Raw genomic sequence first — 15,678 nt, 5'->3', positions numbered from 1 at the left:
GCACGTTCTGGAGGAGGGTGGTAAAGGAGGTTTCCTATGCCCACCACAAGGACACGTCCGGCACAAGCCAGGCAGGGAAACAAGCTCCTGGCGAACGTGCTAGTTACACTAGCCATGTTCGCAGTGGTTTGGCCTGGAATAAAGTGGGCGTACGCTCACACGCACAAGGATGTGCCGACTCCTCATGCTAGGGTGGCTGGTGCAGCAGCACCGGTTGTCCAGAGTCCGATTCGCATCGAGGCTCAAATCCCGCAGTTAGACGTTGTTCAGGGATGTATGCTCTCGCAGGTGATCACCCCGGTTTTGGACGACTTTGAGGACCCCAATGCTGCCCAAGTGTGGTTGGAGCTTCTCTTCACGGAGAGTTCTTTCTACCACTGGGTACCGCGGGGAACAGAAAGTGCGGATTGCTCCTTCATCCGAGAATCGCACGAAAATTGGGAAATCCTCAATTCCGGTCCGGTTGCCTGCGGAGAGGATCTTTGCGTTGGCCTGGGTCAGCTCAGCTCCTTTCCGGAGGTCTGTGACCCGGCTCTGCGCTTTGATCCTTTCGAAAACGTCTACTGTTCTGCACGTTACTTTGGTGAATTGGTTGATCAGTACGGCGGTGACTTCACAAAAGCAGTCGCCAAGTACAAAGGAGCTGTGAACCTAACTGAGTACGGCACACAGATTCCAGACACTCAGCACCCGCATGTGCTGATGGTCTTCAAACAGCTCACCCTCACGAAGTAACGTCTGCCGGGTCCACGCATCTCCGCCTCTGGACCCGGTAAACACCTTTGCAAAGGCAATTGATAAATTGAGAAGGCTTTTCTCAGCAATCAGTTGCTTTTGTTTCGCACATTGACAGTTTTGGTTTCAGAGCACTTGGAGGTGCAGAGGTGGAAGAGTTCTCCAGTCTTGGGTTTGACATCTGGTCCTGGAACCCGTTCCTTGTCGCGATCTACATTTTCGTCATCGATTTCGGTGTCATCATGGTCCTGAGGCGGGCCTTCGAGGGTAGGTGGTATCTACGGCGTTGGTGGAGCTTTCGACTGGGAGATACTGTTGGGCTTCCAGTTTACGCAGGGTTTGCGGCGGTGATAGTGCAAAATCACAACACCGCGGACCGTTTCTACAATGAAGTTTGGTGGCATCTGTCGATCTTGGGGCTTGGAGTAGTCCTGGCTATCCTGCAAGAGTTCAATGCTTTTCGATCAGGAAGCCTTTCCTCTCGGCAAATCCGTAAGCCGAGCCAACTCTACCACACCGCCATTTTCGGCCCGATGTTTTACTATGCTGCCTCGGTCTTTTTTCCAGTAATGGACGTCACACTCCATGATCCAGGACGAGACACACTTCGAGCCTTGGTTTTCTTGCTTTTCTATCTTGGGACGTATGTTTACGATACGTTCTATGGAGAGCAGGAGCCAGAAACCGACTTCTAAAGCAACCGGTCGGTCCCGACCGAGAGCGGAATTGGTAAACCGCAGGGATGACGACGAGAAAAGCAAAGCCAAGGAATTTAATGCTTTTCTCAACCAAAGTCGTCAAACCCTTAAATCTTTCAAAGATTCTGAAACAAGTTCAGAATGACAATGAAAGGTTTAAGAAGAGGAGCGAGCCGCAAGGCTCGCTTTTCTTTTGGTAAAAAGGATTGACCAGTTTATTGCTCTAGTCCTACAATATATTTCTATGAGAGCCGAGCTCGAGATTATTAAAGAAAAATTTGCTGGAAAGCTGATCGGAAATTCACGGATGCAGTTTTTGGTCTGTGAGACTTTACTTGCCTTTCCGCAAGAGATACAAAATTTTGTCACCAAAAACTGCTGGTTTGTTAGCTCTTTTGAAGATGCTTGGGGTTTTACTTTGCGAGGAGAAGAAATCCAGAAAAAATATTTGATTTTTCTCAGTGATGAGCTTTTTTCTGAAAGCAGGCGGCAACAGCGTTACACCATTGCTCACGAAATTGGTCATGTCATCCTCAAGCACCGCAACGCAATTTTGGAACGCCAAACTGCAGGAGAAGTTGCCAAGCAAGAGAGAGAGGCCGGCGGTTTTGCAGAAAAATATTTACACGATTTTTAAACTTCTTTTTCTTTCGACTGAAGGTTTAGACAGACGGAATTCAAACAGTAACGTTTCCCAGTTTCGGTCGGCCCGTCATCAAAAACATGACCCAAGTGTGATCCACAACGGGCACAAATCACTTCAATGCGAACCATGCCCTGATCATTATCTTCTCGATATTCGATGGAAGCGGGAGAAATTGGTTTATCAAAACTAGGCCAGCCGGTACCAGAATCAAATTTGGTAGCGGAAGCAAAAAGCGGGTTTCCACAAACCATACACTTGTAAACACCCTCTTCTTTGGAATAAGTGTATTTGCCGCTGAAAGGCGCTTCGGTACCTTTTTCCCGAGCAATACGGTAGACTTCAGGATCAAGTTCTTTTTTCAATTCCGATTCAGTTTTAGCTGTTTTTTCCATACCTCTATTTTAGCACTGGGGGAGAAGAGGTTAATCTTGCTTGGGAACCGCGACTCCAAATTCAGTTAAGAATTTTTCGAGAGAAGTCAGGGGCAAACCAAACTCCTGTCCAGGCTCACCAGAGTAGCTTGCATAAAATTCCCCACCTTCTGCTGCTGCTCCAGCAAAGCCACCGGCTTTATCAAGAGGGTTGACGCGACTGAGGTAAGAGTCAATTTCTTTGTCTCCAAAAGACTTCATTTTCGCTCTTCCAATGGAAGACATTGCCTTTTCTTGATTATTAAAGATGACGGCTAAGCCGACAAAATCTTTGACTTCTTGGCCACTAGCTTTACGCAGCATTCTACGCGCTTCTTCTAAATCCTTTGGCTTGCCGACAAACTCATCGGCGATTTGGACCATGGTGTCGGCCCCAATTACTACAGAACCCGGATTCTCCTGGGTGACAACTCGAGCTTTTTCCAATGCCAGAGTTTTTACCAGCCGCAAAGGATCTGCTTCTTTGACAGCGCGTTCGTCAAAGCTCGAAGGAATGGTTTCAAAGTCAAGACCGAGGTTTTTCATGACCTCGACTCGACGGGGTGAGGAGCTTGCCAAAATTATTTTCACAAAGGTAATTCTAACGCTTCGGCAGAAAAATGCAAAAAAACTTGTTTTTCAAGGGCGGGGATTTTGGCCCACCAAAAATTGTAAAAACCGAAAGCGAAACCGAAAAAAATTGACTTGGGTATTTTCTGGGTGTTATAATAGATAAAGTTGATGCGCCAAAAAGGCGCTTTTTTTGTGCAAAGTTTTTACTTAAGTTAAAATAGTTGCTAATGTCTTATTCCTTTGTTTATAAGTCCCGTAAACCAAGTTTCTTGAAAAGATTCATTGGGAAAGTGGTTAAAATTTCGCTTACCGTTCTTTTCCTTCTTTTGTTTGTTTTTGGAACTTACTTTTTTCTAAACCAAAAAACAACTCTAAAGACAATTACTTCTTTGGGGAAAAAGATTGCTAGTCAGCCAGCTGAGAAAAAAGCACCTGAACCAAGAAAACCAGATGAAGAAAAGAAAAAGGCTCTTCTAGCCAAGCTAAAAAAGGATTTAGCTCCCAGTAGCGATTTTCGTGTTTCAATCAACGATATCGAAATCAATGATAAATTTGGTATCAAAGAAACGAGCCCGCTGCACGCTGCTTCCGTCATCAAGGTTTTGGTAGCGACGACCGCTTTGAGAGGGGTCGAACAAGGGAAACTCTCGCTTGATCAACCTTTGGGTGGTTATACTCTTCAGTACCAAATTCAGCAAATGATCAACCAAAGTAACAATCTTTCTTGGGATCTGATCAACAATCTGATTGGCAAAGATACTGAGCAAAGACAAGCTGATAGTTTGGGGTTACTCAAAGTTGATGTAGAGAACAATCGCATGACAACAAGAGCCGTCTCAGACCTGCTCTATGGTCTTTATGCTGGCAAAGTCCTAAGCAAAACTCACCGTCAGCTTTTGCTTTCTTACATGGCCAACACCAACAAAGAAGACAGAATTCCCCCTGGAATACCCAAGGGAATCAAGGTTTATCACAAATGGGGAGCTTACAACGCTGAGATTCATGACGCTGCCATTGTTGCCCATCCTCGTCATCCTTTTACTCTGGTTGTCTTTACCAATGGGGGAGGGACTTACCAAAATCGAGTCAAAGCAATTCAGAAGGCAGCTGCTGACGTTTATGCTTACTTTGACGCAATCGAGGGTTAGCAAAGGGTTTTTGGTGGAAAAAAGGTTTAGAAATACTTAACTATTTTGGCGTTCTTTTTCAGCTCATCGTACCAAGAAGTAAATTTGGTGTTGAATTTTTCGGTACGAAGCTGTTCTTTGACTTCATCACGACTCATATTTTTGGTTGCATCTTTGTTCTCAGCAATATATTTGGTCACTTCGGCATCACTGACTTGAAGATCCTTATCAAGAATTTTTTCCGCGAGAAGCTGGACTTCAAGTTGTTTTTTTAGCTCAGCCAGAGTCAGGTTGTTTTGGGAAAGAGCGTTGTTTAAATTGTCTTTGCCACCAAGGTTTTTTTCTACAGTAGTTAGACGAGAATCAACTTCTTTTTGACTGACGGTCAGTTTCTTTTTTGCTGCTTCTTGTTTAATCAAAATATCTCGAGTAAGAGTGTCAAAAGTACTGGTGCCACCACCTTGAACCAGCTTTTGGTAGAACTCGGGGGTAGAAACAAATTGACCGTTCACAGTTCCAGCCAGAAAAAGACCACGTCTAAAGGTAAAAAGGGCGGCTAAAACTATTAAAACTATAATTATGAAAATAACAAGAGGATAAAGACTAGCGTGAGAGTTGTACTCGCTTTTGGTTTTGTTGCGAAGGTCAGAAAAATTGAAAGAAAACTTTCTTATTTTTCGAATTCTGGGGACAGAGGTTGTGCTTCTTGGTGTTTTTCTTTTTGCTGCTGCCATTGTATACGCTTCTTTGCTGGGCCGATTTATAAATTATAAACGACTTTTTCATTTTGGCAAGAGGTGCTTGCTAGTTGACAGGTTCGTTTGAGAAAGTTAAGTTATCAGTAAGGAAGATGAAAATTTTACTTGCTTGGATCATCAACGCGCTTGCTTTATTTGTGGTGGTGAAAATTGTGCCTGGAATTGAGGTTGAAGATACTGCCACCCTTTTCCTTGCGGCTCTCGTGATTGGGGTGGTCAACGCCTTGATTAAGCCAGTTCTGCAGATTGTTTCACTACCAATAACCCTACTGACACTGGGAATTTTTGCTCTAATTGTCAACGCGGCCCTGTTTGGGCTTGCTGCTTGGTTGGTTTCTGGGTTTTCTGTTAGCGGCTTTTGGTCTGCTTTGTTCGGGGCCTTGGTCATGTCCGTCGTTGGGGGTATTCTCCACTCTCTGACTGACCCCAAGAAAGTATACTAAGAACTTAGTTGGACATGGACAAAACCTTCTGCTAGTTTAGCTTCGATTTTCTCCCCGGCTTGGCTATTCAGTTTTTCCAGTTCTGCCTTTGCTTCTTGCATATCAACTTGGCTTTTGTGGAGTTTGAGTAGGTCAAGTTTTTTCTCAAAAAAAGAGTTAATGTCGACAAAAAAATTGTTTTTTTCCAAATCACTATTGTAGAGAAAAAAATCCGTAACGCTGTGGGGTTGCAAACCTTGTTGCCCCTCTGTGGGGAAAGTAAGAAAATCCCGTGCTTGTGGAAAGGCGGCGTCCAGAGCAGCTTGGCCAATTGCACGGTGGTCAGGGTGGTTGATCTGACCTAGTTGCACAGAATAAAAATCACTGGGGTCAAAAGTAAAAATTGCGTCTGGCTTATACTCACGAATTATCTTGACGAGTTTTGCTTTCAAGTCTTGGGTTATTTCGAGATGAGCATCAGGAAAATCGAGAAACCAAGTTTGTTCCAGCCCCAGAACGGAACTGGCCGAGAGTTGCTCTTTTTTGCGCGTTTCGGCTAGTTTCTCCGAAGTTAAATTTTTATCACTACTGCCTTTGTCTCCGTTGGTCGCGATTACGATAGAACCTTTGGCTCCAGAAGCAAGCCAGGACAGCATCGTTCCACCAGCATAAAAATCAGCATCGTCGGGGTGAGCACTCACGGCTAGAAATTTTTTGTTTCTTGGGTCGAACTTTTGATTCATTAAAAATTTATAACTCAGCCAGGCTGTTTTTGCAAGCAAAATTAGATCAAAAATCGGCAAAACAAGGCTTTTGAAGAGAGAAATTTTCCGCTATGATTAATTGTATATGTATCCCAAACTTGAAGAATACGGCATGATTGGAAATTGCCGTTCCATGGCTTTGGTCTCCAAATGGGGCTCAATTGATTGGGCAGCTTTGCCGGATTTTGATTCTGAAGCTTACTTTTGCAAAATTCTTGATGCTAAAAAAGGGGGTTATTTTGATATTCACCCCCTTGGTTTTTACCAAAGCTCTCAGATCTATAAAGAGAACACCAATATTCTCAAAACCGATTTCTTCAATCACTCCGGGCGGTTGATCCTTACTGACTTTATGCCACTGACAAAAGAGGAGGAGCAAAGTTCACTTGTCCCCGAGTACGGCTTAAAATTCTTAAGAAGAATCAAAGCTAAGGTTGGGGAGCACCGAATCCGTCTGGAAATCAAAGTTACCCCTGACTTTGCTTCGAAAAAAGCAGATATAGTTATCGGAAATCAGAAAGTAGTTTTTAAAAGTGGTAAAAAAAGAACTATTCTTTTTGTTGAAAAAGGACAGTTGCAAGAAAAAAATGGTTTAGTTTGGTCAGAGTTTGAGCTAAAAGAGGGAGAAGAAGGCTACTTCGCGGTTGGGTTTTTTGGTGGTGAGGAGGAAGAAAAGGAGAGGTTCGACAGTAAGCTTGCTCGGAATCTTTATTCGGAGACAAGATCTTTTTGGGAATGGTGGGTCGGTCTTTGTCGCTACGAAGGAGTTTTCAAAACCAACCTACTGCGTTCTGCTTTGGCCTTGAAATTACTTATTTTCGCTCCAACCGGAGCTGTAATCGCCGCCCCAACCACTTCGTTACCAGAGAAACTTGGCGGAGCCTTGAATTGGGACTATCGTTACGTTTGGCTGCGGGACGCTTCTTTTACAATGTACGCTTTGCTGGGTTTAGGTTATTTGAAAGAGGCTTTGGAGTTCATGAATTGGCTAGAAAAGGTTTGTTTGAAAGAGGGGAAAAATATTCAAATAATGTACGGTTTGCGAGGAGAAAAACTTCTTGCTGAAAAAGAACTGGACCATCTCTCCGGTTACAAAAACTCTAAACCAGTTCGAGTTGGGAACGAAGCTTACAAGCAAAGACAACTTGACGTTTTCGGTGAGGTATTGAGCTGTATTAATCTGTTTCTTAGTAGTGGTGGAAAGCTGAGTGGGGAAATGAAAACCTTTGTCGGCAATCTCGTCAATCTCTGTGCCGAAAGTTGGAAGGAGGAGGATGCAGGTATTTGGGAGCCAAGAGATGGGTATCAGGACCACACTTATTCAAAATTGATGTGTTGGGTGGGGATGGATCGGGGGATTAAGATTGCCAAAAAAATAGGTATTGAAGCAGATTTCGAGTTTTGGGAAGCAACCAGAGATGAGATCAAGCATGACATCATCGAGAACGGCTTTGACAAAGATCTGCAAGCTTTCGTTGAGTATTACGGCTCAAAGAATATTGATAGCAGCAACCTCAATATTCCTTTGGTAGGATTTTTGCCAGCGTCCGACCCGACCGTTTCCTCAACTTTGGATCGCACCATGGCACGGTTGACTCGGGAGTGGTTTGTTTATCGAACCAGCAACGAGTTGGACCAACTCAAAGCAGGGGAGGGTGCTTTTTTCCTCTCGACTTTTTGGGTTATCGATACTCTTTCTGCTTTGGGCCGGGTGAAAGAAGCGAAAATTTGGCTTGAAAAGATGGTTTATTTTGCTACTCCTTTGGGCCTCTATGCTGAGATGTTTGATCCACGAACAAAAGAGCACCTAGGCAATTTTCCCCAAGCCTTCACTCATTTGGGTTTCATCAACAGCATTTTGAATCTAAAGGCAGCGACAAAATTTGGTGCTGAGAAAGAAGCAACCATTCAAGCAGAACGGCTAGGGGATGTGGTCGCTTCCTTTAATTCCCGTTTTATCAACGCTTTGGAATTCCTGATCCCCTCGGCGATAATGAGAAGTGTGAGCCAAAAAGAAAAAAGAAGAACTAGAAAACATAGTGTTTTGGGAAGATTATTTGCAAAAATAGCCTCAGAAAAGGAGAATTAACTGATTCTCGCTCCGCTTGGCTCTTGAAGAGAAGGAAAATTAACGGCAAAATAGAAAGTAAATATAAAGGAGGTAGTTTATGTTTAATCAAATTTTAGATAAAGTTCTCCCAGTTAAAAGTGCTTTCGCTCATTGTGATATCCCCTGCGGGATTTATGATCCTCATGAAGCTCAAGTTGCAGCTCACACTGTCATCAGAATGACGAAGCTTTTGAGTGAAGTAAAAAACGATCCTGATGACAATAAGGCTGACAACAGCTCAGACTTTAAAATCAGCCGCCTTACAAAAGTAAAAGAGGAACACGCCGAAAAAGTAAAAAATGAGGTTAGAGTCATTTGGGGAGACTACTTCAAAACTGAGCAGATTGAGAAGTACCCAGATTTGCACGAAAAAGTTTTCAAAATTATGAAAGCAGCCTCAAAAGCCAAACAAGAAATTAGTTTGGAAGGATCCGAGGAACTTTTGAAACTGGTTCAGGATTTTGCTGAGATTTTTTATCAATCCAAAGGGCTAGAAGTGGTTCGGGTCAAATCAGGCTTTCCAACCGAAGGCGAAATCGTTAGTCACAAGTGAAACTGTTTCCTTTTTCCCGCTATCGTATCAAAGGCCACAGCATGGAGCCAACACTAACCGAGGGTAGGCTAGTTTGGGTAAATCACTGGGCCTATTTTTTTCAAAAACCAAAGATTGGGGACGTAGTTGTTTTTGATTGGCAAGGAAAAAATTTTGTAAAAAGAATTACGGAAAAAGACAACAACGGCTACTTTTTGTCAGGAGACAAAAAAGAAGATAGTTTGGACAGCCGCAAACTTGGTCTGATTCCCAGAGACAAAATACAGGGGAAAATCCTCTTTTTAGATTACTTCTGAGACATTTTTTTCAGTAGGGATTTTTTGACCAGAAATTTATAAAAACGAATGGTTTCAAGTACGAGTAAAAAAGCAAGAGCCAGAAAACTAACCCACGGAACAGTCCCATTTAGGTTTGTAAAATGGCTTCCAATCAAAAGAGCATGGATAACTATCGCTAGCGCGGCGAGGTAGACGAAGCGGTGGAGAATTTTCCACTTGCGGCCAAGTTTAATGACGAAATATTCCAGTGAAGTCAGGGCCATCAGAGACAAAATAACAAAGGCTATGGAGCTAAAAACCAAGGCAATTTGGTAGCGTTCACTCAACAAAGCAATTCCGGGGAAGAAAAGAGAAATCGGCAAAAAGTAAAGAGCCAGAAAACCCTCAAGACTAGGAGAAAAATGAAAATTTAATTGCGAGAAACTAGTCAAATGAAAACCACCCAGAGGGCCAAACAGAGCGAAGCTGACATGAAGCAAAGCAAAGAAAAAGGCTGAAACACCAATTGCTTTGCGAGCAGTCAAATAAAGAGGCTTATAGGGTAGAGACGGAAAGACGTTGTAGATTGGGCTAGCCAAGAGAGCGAAGTAAATATAAATGACGGCGGTGAAGGCATAGCTTTGGACGAGACGAGTTGTTTGTTGGGATGAAGAAGGAAATAACTCCCGAACGAGAAAAAAAATCGTCAGTGCTGTCAGAGCACTGAAAAGGTAAACTATTCTTCTACTGTTGTGAATCAGAAAAACCACTTTTTAGAATTTAGCTATTGCGTTTTTCATTATAGCAAGTTGCGGCTAATAGTGGTAGGAAGTTACCTCACCAACTCAGCGGCGGGTACTTTGACCCACGCTAGAGCAGATTTTTCGCTTGTAAAAAATTTGAAATTGTGAAAACCGGAGAGAGCCATGACGACCATAGTGGCGATCTCAAAAGGCTTGTTTTTGCTACCGACAAAGGCAATTTTGCTGACTTGATCCATTTTGTTTTTCAAAAATTCTCCGACCAAAAAGCGGGTTTTGGTCGTACTTCCTCGGTAACAATCAAGAAAAACCAAAGCCGCGATCGGGGGTTTCGCTTTTGCGAAAATGTTTTCAACGCAATAGATGACTTCCTCTGCTTCTGTTTCATCAGTGAAATCGCAGAGGGTCAAAAAAACAACACCTCCTTTGAAATTTACTTTGGTTTCCATATCTGTAAGATTAAAATTTAAGAACTAAAAAGAAATTTTGCAACGAACAAGGAAGGACTTGGTTTGGTTGTCAAAAGAAATTTTATTACTCATAGCGCAAAGCTTCAATTGGATTGAGGCGGCTTGCTTTTATCGACGGTAATGCTCCTGAGATAAAGGCTAAGAGCATTATACCTAGTAAAATTACTAAAGAGGGGAGCGGGGGGAATTTTAGTAAATCAAAACCGACAAAGTCTTTCAGAAAAGAGTTCGAAGCGATATTGTTGGCGACGGTTCCTATTCCAATACTGACGAGTATTCCCAGTAGACCTCCCCAAAAACCAATACTAATCGCTTCAAAAGCAAAGATTGCAAAGATGTGCCGGCGGTGAGCTCCGAGAGCTTTCATCAGACCAATTTCACGGGTGCGCTCGTTGACGGCCATCAGCAAAGTGTTAACAATGCCAAAGCTGGCGGCGAGCAAGGCAATACCGCCCAAAATATTCAGCCCCATGAGAATTGCGTCAATCACTTGGTTGACGACACCAATCTGATCTTCAATGCTAACTGCGGAATAGCCCAGGCCGTCCAAATCTTTTTTTAGTGCTCCAAGGCTCTCTTTACTAAGGCTGAGATCAAAGCGGGCAAAGACCGCTTGAAACTTGTTTTCCAATTGAGTGATACCCGCGGTTTGTTCTTCAACAATTTTTTTAGCTAAAGGCGCACCAATAGAACTATCAAGATTGCCCAAAAGAGAATTTTCTTGAATTCCAACTACCCGGACTTTGGTTTCAGTCAAAAACCCAAGGGCATTTTTAAAAGATAGACTAACTTCTTTATCAAGAGCATTTCCGTTTGAAGAAAAACCTAGAGGTTTAACATAACGAGCTGGAATCGTAATTTCATCGGTGCTATCGATGCCCACTGTTCTGCCAGCAGCCATTTCGATGTTTAAGCCCTCTACATATTGGTTGGCGGTGACGTTGTATTTTTCCCCACCAGCGCTAATATACTCAAGTTGGAAGAAATAGGCTGGTGTGACTTCAAGAATTCCGTTTACCCCTTTTATTTTTGAAATATCCTCCTTCGTAAGTAGAGTGATATTAAAAGTTCCAGTTTCGCGATCTGGATCGTATTTGACTACGTCAGTCGAAACCGGATTTTGATTGACTTGTTTAGCTTGAACTACAAGTACATCTTTAGCTCCAACGTTGCCAAGCTGACTATCAATATAGGATTTGACACCGTTGCCGACACCGTTGGTCAGAGACAGCGTTAGAGTTCCAATAAAAACCGCGACAATAGTCAGAAAAGTCCGCAGTTTACTGCGTAATAAATTTCCCTGGGCTGTGCGAATAATATCAAAAAGTCTCATTTTTTTAGGATTCCTGGATGATGACTCCGTCTTTCAAAATAATTTGCCGGTCACATAGGTCGGCCAGTTCTTGATCATGGGTGACGACAACCAAAGTAAGGTTGTGTTTGCGGTGCAGGTCAAAAAGCAAATCTATAATTATTTTCCCAGTTTCACTGTCAAGATTTCCGGTTGGCTCGTCAGCAAAGATGACTTCGGGTTGAGTAATTAGGGCCCGTGCGATACAAAGTCTTTGTTTCTGTCCTCCAGATAGATCATTGGCCTTGGCTTTCGCCTTGTCAATAAGACCGACTGATTCAAGAATTTCTAAACCGCGAGCTCGGCGTTCTTTTGCTTTGACACCGGCAATGACTAGAGGCAGGATGACATTGTCGAGACAACTGTTGCGGGGATTGACGAAAAATTGCTGAAAGACAAAACCAAATGTTTTGTTTCTGAGGTCATCAAGAGCAGAGTTTTTCAGTTCTGTGGTTGAGACACCATTGATACTCAGTTCACCACTACTAGGTCGGTCGAGTGTGGCCATGACGTGCATGAGAGTGGATTTGCCACTGCCAGATTTGCCGATGATGGCAATACTTTCACCCTTTTTTATTCTCAAGTTAAGATTTTTTAGAGCAACAGTATTTTCGCTGCTAGTTTTGTAGATTTTGTGAATGTCAGTTAAATTGAGAATTGCTTCTTTTGTTTCAGCCACCGTAGTATTGTAGATAAAAACGAGAGTTTTATCAACGATATGTGTAATGAAAAGAGAATGCTCCCCATCCTTGCTGTTGGAGTACTTTCCGGATCCGTAAACCTTTGGGAACTGTGCGAACATTTCGAGGTGAGAGTCTGGTTAAACCTGTTGGGAGAAGGTCTCCTCAAGAGGCAGGGTCAATTATATGTTCGGAAAACTTGCTGAAAGGAATCAAGTTCTGGTGCGCGCGCAGTGTTATTTACAGTAGTCACTGGTTTTACCAGCGGTCCCATCTGCGCCTGGTAAGCTTTTGACTTTGGATGTATCGGTACTTGGTAGAAGGTCAAACCAGCACAGAGCGTGTTGGGCCAATTCCGGATCGTGCTCCGGTTTGGCTGCCCAAGCAGCATCTTTTGAAGCTTGGTTTTTGGTTTTGAGATCGTAGACACCGAAATCAAAAAATACATTTAAGCCACCTTTTGTTATTCCGACAGCAGTGGCGATTGTTTCACCCGCATTGACCTCCACCTGCGGGTTTACATTTTCTGTTCGTGAGTCACCTTCTTTTGCAGCGGGAAAAGAAGCTGCAATTTTTTGGTATTTTGAGTCCAGGACAAGTAAGTGTCCAAGCCGGTACATAATCCCGCAAGGTGCAATAAAATCAAAAGTATATTGAATTTCCCCATTAACTAAGTAACGACTTCCACGAACAACGACCGCGTCCATGGCAGCGCTGACGGACACGCTGCTACTTTTAGCCGTATCAAAGCGAAAACCCCCGTGCGGTTTGTAATTTCCTCCCCTCACTTGTCCAGGGTAGAGTATCGAAGTAACTTTGGTCAAAGCCACCGGAGTTTTCAAAACTGGGCTCGGGCAAGTTGGTGGTGTGCCACTGGCTTGCCAACCGGTTGCAGTTTGCATCCAAGTGATTTGTTCTGTCTGAGTCGAAGTATGCGCTGATGATGAGGCTGGCTGCAAATTCGTAGCTTTGTCCGCTGAATCTTTTTTGGCCCCTGCTTGATTCTCAACATAGTACCAGATACCGGCAGCGGCAATAATAGTTCCAATCAAGATTAGACCGACTGCTGCAAAGACTTTGTGGGTGTAGAAATTAGGGTTTTTGGCGAAGGGGTTGGGCACATTATTATCGAGCATTGATGTAAGTATGAAGAATTATTGAGATGTTGTCAAAAAGTAGCGTTTTATATTGCTATATCAGTCAAATTGGTGACCCCGGCGGGATTTGAACCCGCGATCTCTTGGATGAAAACCAAGTATCCTAAACCGCTAGACGACGGGGCCGAGTCAAACTCGGCTGACCAGTCACGTTTGAAGTGACAGGGCCAGCAAAGAAAATTCATTCTAACAGAAATAGCCTCGATTTTCAATTTTTAATAGCTTTGTTTACAAATAGAACTTCTCAGGTTAAAATAGCCTCCTAATCATGAACAACTCCGCTTTTAGCAGCAAAAATATTTTTGTGACTTGTTTAAAGCCATGAAAAGTTTTGTCACTATCTCGATTCCAACATTGATGGGTGTTTTCGTAGCAAATTTCACAACAAAAAAGGATTCTCCCTACAAAATAATTGAAAGAATAAAAGGCAACTGGAAAAAGGATTTAACGAAAAAGAAAAGCTTTTTTGCAGATTTTTCTCTTGGGGAGGCAGTTCCTCTCCACAATAAATCCGGTTTACGTGATTTGAAGCAAATTGAAAAATTGTCAGAGGAAATTGAAAAAAATACCCATATTTATGGAAATCGGGGTTTACCGAACATAAAATTTGTCCTCGGGCCAAATTCAAAACTAATTCTTTTTGATGGTCACCACAGCCTTCTGAGCTATTATTTAAAAGGAAAAAAAGTTTTGAAGGAAATTCCTTTTATTGTTGTTTCGCTAGAAAACTATGCTCCTGTCGGAAGTTCTGAAATAGCTTTTTTCTTTCCTGAAAAGGCTAGGAGTGAAATAGTCAAAGATTGGGAGAAATATGTAATAAATTGGCAGGCTGAGGAAGAAAGCAAACTAGAGCTGCGCCGGGTGAAAACAATTTTTGATTTAGGTAGACAGCTTGGCAAAAGAAACGAAAGTTCGATAGAGGAGTAATCCTTTTGGGTCTCGTCGGAGTTTTCTTTCTAGTTTTTCCCTGGTTTCTTGATTTTGAGCTGCTTCAAATTTTGCCGGGAGATAGAAGAGATTGTAGTAAGCTTGATCAAACTCATCAAAACCAAATTTTTTCAGTTTAAATTTGTAACCAGTTGGATCTTCTAGTTTCATTGTTTTTTCTTTATCGAGAGTTTCTTCTGGTTGCCTGAGTAGGGAAGTTATTTTTTCTTTGGCTTTAGCTATCTCCGCTTCATCCAAACCAGACGGTTGTAAGATATTCTTTGTGACAGCCTCCACTGCCCAGCGATCAAATCCAAAAATGTCAAAGTAAAGATTGTAATGAGAGCCAATGAGGATCCCTCCTGGGTTGAGAACTTTTTTTATTTCTTCAAAAACTTTTGTTTCTTCATTCTCGGAAATATAGGGAAGAACACCGTTGAGGATTATATAATCAAATTTTTGGTCCAATTTCCCAAGCTCTTGGAGTTTTAGTTGTTGGTAAACATCAGGCAAACCCTCTTGCCTAGCTTTTTTCTTTGAAGTTTCAATCATCCCCTTTGAGTAATCACAAGCAGTAACCTCCCAACCACGTTTTTGTAGTTCACGGGTCATCAATCCTGGTCCAGCGCCAGCATCAAGGACTCTTCCTTTGGGGGTCTTGTCCAAATAATCAAAAAGGATTTCGTAGCGAAAGGAGTTGGCCGGGTATAGACCATCTTTGCGATGAAAGGAGGTGTCTTCATATTCGCTTGAAACGCTATCCCAAAGACTGGATGGGGTAGAAGTGAATTTTTTGTTCATGGCTAAAGACTAGTTTCAGTTTTTAGGGTAGTAGCAGGTCGCCGGCGGTGCTTTATCTTCAGCTGAGCAAGAGCTTTTTCGAGAGCTGCGGCAGTGGCAGCGAACTCTTCTTCAGAAAGCAGGTGTTTTTCCTTCATGGCTGCTTCAGCTCTTTTCTTCGCTTCTTCAACTTTTTTCTCATCGATTTCCTCCGGGCGATCAGCCAGGTCAGTCAAAACCGAGACTTTATCTCCCGTAATTTCGGCAAAGCCCCCGCCTGAAGCAAGCAAAGCTTCTTTGCCAGCTTTTTTCGCGACTATTTCACCGGAAGCAAGTTGAGTAAAAACCGGGATGTGGTGAGGAAGAACAGTGATCTGTCCTTCAGTTGTGGTCAGAGTCACTTGATCAACTTCATCTTCAAAAGCTTTTTTTTCTGGAGTAACTATTTCCAATTTCATATTTTCATTTTAATTCTTAGATTGGAAATTGCTCAGCACAT

General features: G+C 42.8%; 20 protein-coding genes and 1 tRNA gene. 9 read left to right on the top strand and 12 right to left on the bottom strand.

The features are described 5' to 3' along the window. Positions 1-36: 36 nt before the first annotated feature. The 3 genes from Q8P13_03595 (at position 37) to Q8P13_03585 (ending at position 2,070) form a co-directional block, all read left to right on the top strand. Positions 37-735, top strand: coding sequence for a lytic transglycosylase domain-containing protein (locus Q8P13_03595; protein MDP2671511.1), 699 nt, complete (start codon positions 37-39; stop codon positions 733-735). Between the two features lie 149 nt (positions 736-884). Further along, positions 885-1,430, top strand: a complete 546-nt coding sequence (locus tag Q8P13_03590; protein ID MDP2671510.1) for a hypothetical protein — start codon at positions 885-887, stop codon at positions 1,428-1,430. 247 nt (positions 1,431-1,677) lie between these two features. Continuing rightward, positions 1,678-2,070: an ImmA/IrrE family metallo-endopeptidase gene (locus tag Q8P13_03585; protein MDP2671509.1), complete on the top strand. Its 393-nt coding sequence runs from the start codon at positions 1,678-1,680 to the stop codon at positions 2,068-2,070. Here Q8P13_03585 and msrB read toward each other — a convergent pair. Next, a complete protein-coding gene (msrB, locus tag Q8P13_03580) occupies positions 2,067-2,471 on the bottom strand; it encodes a peptide-methionine (R)-S-oxide reductase MsrB (GenBank protein MDP2671508.1) in 405 nt (134 codons plus the stop codon). The two genes, Q8P13_03585 and msrB, sit on opposite strands and share 4 nt — an antisense overlap. A gap of 30 nt (positions 2,472-2,501) precedes the next feature. Continuing rightward, positions 2,502-3,080 (bottom strand): Maf family nucleotide pyrophosphatase, encoded by a 579-nt coding sequence (locus Q8P13_03575; protein MDP2671507.1) that lies wholly within the window; start codon positions 3,078-3,080, stop codon positions 2,502-2,504. 209 nt (positions 3,081-3,289) lie between these two features. Between Q8P13_03575 and Q8P13_03570 the strand changes: the two genes are divergently transcribed. Beyond that, on the top strand, positions 3,290-4,210 hold the full coding sequence (locus tag Q8P13_03570) for a serine hydrolase (GenBank protein MDP2671506.1): 921 nt from the start codon (positions 3,290-3,292) through the stop codon (positions 4,208-4,210). A 26-nt stretch (positions 4,211-4,236) separates the two neighbouring features. Here Q8P13_03570 and Q8P13_03565 read toward each other — a convergent pair whose 3' ends face one another. Beyond that, entirely contained in the window at positions 4,237-4,923 is a 687-nt protein-coding gene (locus tag Q8P13_03565) for a SurA N-terminal domain-containing protein (protein ID MDP2671505.1), read from the bottom strand. Positions 4,924-5,039: 116 nt separating this feature from the next. On the opposite strand from Q8P13_03565, the gene Q8P13_03560 reads away from it, so the two are divergent. Further along, a complete protein-coding gene (locus tag Q8P13_03560; protein MDP2671504.1) occupies positions 5,040-5,390 on the top strand; it encodes a phage holin family protein in 351 nt (116 codons plus the stop codon). On the opposite strand, the gene Q8P13_03555 is transcribed toward Q8P13_03560, so the two are convergent. Beyond that, on the bottom strand, positions 5,387-6,112 hold the full coding sequence (locus Q8P13_03555; protein ID MDP2671503.1) for a PIG-L family deacetylase: 726 nt from the start codon (positions 6,110-6,112) through the stop codon (positions 5,387-5,389). The two genes, Q8P13_03560 and Q8P13_03555, sit on opposite strands and share 4 nt — an antisense overlap. A gap of 106 nt (positions 6,113-6,218) precedes the next feature. Here Q8P13_03555 and Q8P13_03550 point away from each other — a divergent pair, with 106 nt between their 5' ends. The 3 genes from Q8P13_03550 to sodX all read left to right on the top strand — a co-directional run bounded on the left by Q8P13_03550 (position 6,219) and on the right by sodX (position 9,092). Further along, positions 6,219-8,222 carry a glycoside hydrolase family 15 protein gene (locus Q8P13_03550; GenBank protein MDP2671502.1) on the top strand — a complete coding sequence of 668 codons (2,004 nt, stop codon included), beginning with the start codon at positions 6,219-6,221 and terminating at the stop codon, positions 8,220-8,222. Positions 8,223-8,301: 79 nt separating this feature from the next. After that, positions 8,302-8,796 (top strand): superoxide dismutase, Ni, encoded by a 495-nt coding sequence (sodN, locus tag Q8P13_03545; GenBank protein MDP2671501.1) that lies wholly within the window; start codon positions 8,302-8,304, stop codon positions 8,794-8,796. Beyond that, entirely contained in the window at positions 8,793-9,092 is a 300-nt protein-coding gene (gene sodX / locus Q8P13_03540) for a nickel-type superoxide dismutase maturation protease (protein ID MDP2671500.1), read from the top strand. Before sodN ends, sodX begins: the two co-directional genes overlap by 4 nt. Here the strand turns inward: sodX and Q8P13_03535 are convergent. The 6 genes from Q8P13_03535 to Q8P13_03510 form a co-directional block, all read right to left on the bottom strand. Beyond that, positions 9,083-9,823, bottom strand: a complete 741-nt coding sequence (locus Q8P13_03535) for a ferric reductase-like transmembrane domain-containing protein (GenBank protein MDP2671499.1) — start codon at positions 9,821-9,823, stop codon at positions 9,083-9,085. The two genes, sodX and Q8P13_03535, sit on opposite strands and share 10 nt — an antisense overlap. A 62-nt stretch (positions 9,824-9,885) precedes the next feature. Next, a complete protein-coding gene (locus Q8P13_03530) occupies positions 9,886-10,263 on the bottom strand; it encodes an STAS/SEC14 domain-containing protein (GenBank protein MDP2671498.1) in 378 nt (125 codons plus the stop codon). An 85-nt stretch (positions 10,264-10,348) separates the two neighbouring features. Continuing rightward, the gene (locus Q8P13_03525; GenBank protein MDP2671497.1) at positions 10,349-11,617 is read right to left on the bottom strand and encodes an ABC transporter permease; all 1,269 of its coding nucleotides are present in this window, start codon (positions 11,615-11,617) and stop codon (positions 10,349-10,351) included. 4 nt (positions 11,618-11,621) lie between these two features. Next, a complete protein-coding gene (locus tag Q8P13_03520; protein ID MDP2671496.1) occupies positions 11,622-12,437 on the bottom strand; it encodes an ABC transporter ATP-binding protein in 816 nt (271 codons plus the stop codon). A 114-nt stretch (positions 12,438-12,551) separates the two neighbouring features. Next, on the bottom strand, positions 12,552-13,451 hold the full coding sequence (locus Q8P13_03515) for a hypothetical protein (GenBank protein MDP2671495.1): 900 nt from the start codon (positions 13,449-13,451) through the stop codon (positions 12,552-12,554). Positions 13,452-13,521: 70 nt separating this feature from the next. Continuing rightward, a tRNA-Glu gene (locus Q8P13_03510) sits at positions 13,522-13,598 on the bottom strand. Between the two features lie 195 nt (positions 13,599-13,793). Between Q8P13_03510 and Q8P13_03505 the strand changes: the two genes are divergently transcribed. Continuing rightward, positions 13,794-14,399: a hypothetical protein gene (locus tag Q8P13_03505; protein MDP2671494.1), complete on the top strand. Its 606-nt coding sequence runs from the start codon at positions 13,794-13,796 to the stop codon at positions 14,397-14,399. On the opposite strand, the gene Q8P13_03500 is transcribed toward Q8P13_03505, so the two are convergent. Together Q8P13_03500 and atpC are read right to left on the bottom strand one after the other, a co-directional pair. Beyond that, positions 14,352-15,200, bottom strand: a complete 849-nt coding sequence (locus Q8P13_03500) for a class I SAM-dependent methyltransferase (protein MDP2671493.1) — start codon at positions 15,198-15,200, stop codon at positions 14,352-14,354. The two genes, Q8P13_03505 and Q8P13_03500, sit on opposite strands and share 48 nt — an antisense overlap. Positions 15,201-15,202: 2 nt before the next feature. Further along, positions 15,203-15,637 (bottom strand): ATP synthase F1 subunit epsilon, encoded by a 435-nt coding sequence (atpC, locus tag Q8P13_03495; protein ID MDP2671492.1) that lies wholly within the window; start codon positions 15,635-15,637, stop codon positions 15,203-15,205. Positions 15,638-15,678: the final 41 nt, after the last annotated feature.

Source organism: bacterium, from assembly GCA_030704665.1.
Classification (GTDB): domain Bacteria; phylum Patescibacteriota; class Microgenomatia; order Woykebacterales; family RBG-16-39-9b; genus JAUYID01.
The sequence above is the reverse complement of the archived record's forward strand: the minus strand, read 5'-3'. Positions and strand labels throughout refer to the sequence as shown.

What these genes read in the sequence shown, in the direction of transcription:
- Q8P13_03595 (MDP2671511.1), top strand. Translation starts at nt 37, where the DNA reads ATGCCCACCACAAGGACACGTCCGGCACAAGCCAGGCAGGGAAACAAG.
- Q8P13_03585 (MDP2671509.1), top strand. Translation starts at nt 1,678, where the DNA reads ATGAGAGCCGAGCTCGAGATTATTAAAGAAAAATTTGCTGGAAAGCTG.
- msrB (MDP2671508.1), bottom strand. Translation starts at nt 2,471, where the DNA reads ATGGAAAAAACAGCTAAAACTGAATCGGAATTGAAAAAAGAACTTGAT.
- Q8P13_03570 (MDP2671506.1), top strand. Translation starts at nt 3,290, where the DNA reads ATGTCTTATTCCTTTGTTTATAAGTCCCGTAAACCAAGTTTCTTGAAA.
- Q8P13_03565 (MDP2671505.1), bottom strand. Translation starts at nt 4,923, where the DNA reads ATGGCAGCAGCAAAAAGAAAAACACCAAGAAGCACAACCTCTGTCCCC.
- Q8P13_03560 (MDP2671504.1), top strand. Translation starts at nt 5,040, where the DNA reads ATGAAAATTTTACTTGCTTGGATCATCAACGCGCTTGCTTTATTTGTG.
- Q8P13_03555 (MDP2671503.1), bottom strand. Translation starts at nt 6,112, where the DNA reads ATGAATCAAAAGTTCGACCCAAGAAACAAAAAATTTCTAGCCGTGAGT.
- Q8P13_03550 (MDP2671502.1), top strand. Translation starts at nt 6,219, where the DNA reads ATGTATCCCAAACTTGAAGAATACGGCATGATTGGAAATTGCCGTTCC.
- sodN (MDP2671501.1), top strand. Translation starts at nt 8,302, where the DNA reads ATGTTTAATCAAATTTTAGATAAAGTTCTCCCAGTTAAAAGTGCTTTC.
- Q8P13_03530 (MDP2671498.1), bottom strand. Translation starts at nt 10,263, where the DNA reads ATGGAAACCAAAGTAAATTTCAAAGGAGGTGTTGTTTTTTTGACCCTC.
- Q8P13_03525 (MDP2671497.1), bottom strand. Translation starts at nt 11,617, where the DNA reads ATGAGACTTTTTGATATTATTCGCACAGCCCAGGGAAATTTATTACGC.
- Q8P13_03520 (MDP2671496.1), bottom strand. Translation starts at nt 12,437, where the DNA reads ATGTTCGCACAGTTCCCAAAGGTTTACGGATCCGGAAAGTACTCCAAC.
- Q8P13_03515 (MDP2671495.1), bottom strand. Translation starts at nt 13,451, where the DNA reads ATGCTCGATAATAATGTGCCCAACCCCTTCGCCAAAAACCCTAATTTC.
- Q8P13_03505 (MDP2671494.1), top strand. Translation starts at nt 13,794, where the DNA reads ATGAAAAGTTTTGTCACTATCTCGATTCCAACATTGATGGGTGTTTTC.
- Q8P13_03500 (MDP2671493.1), bottom strand. Translation starts at nt 15,200, where the DNA reads ATGAACAAAAAATTCACTTCTACCCCATCCAGTCTTTGGGATAGCGTT.
- atpC (MDP2671492.1), bottom strand. Translation starts at nt 15,637, where the DNA reads ATGAAATTGGAAATAGTTACTCCAGAAAAAAAAGCTTTTGAAGATGAA.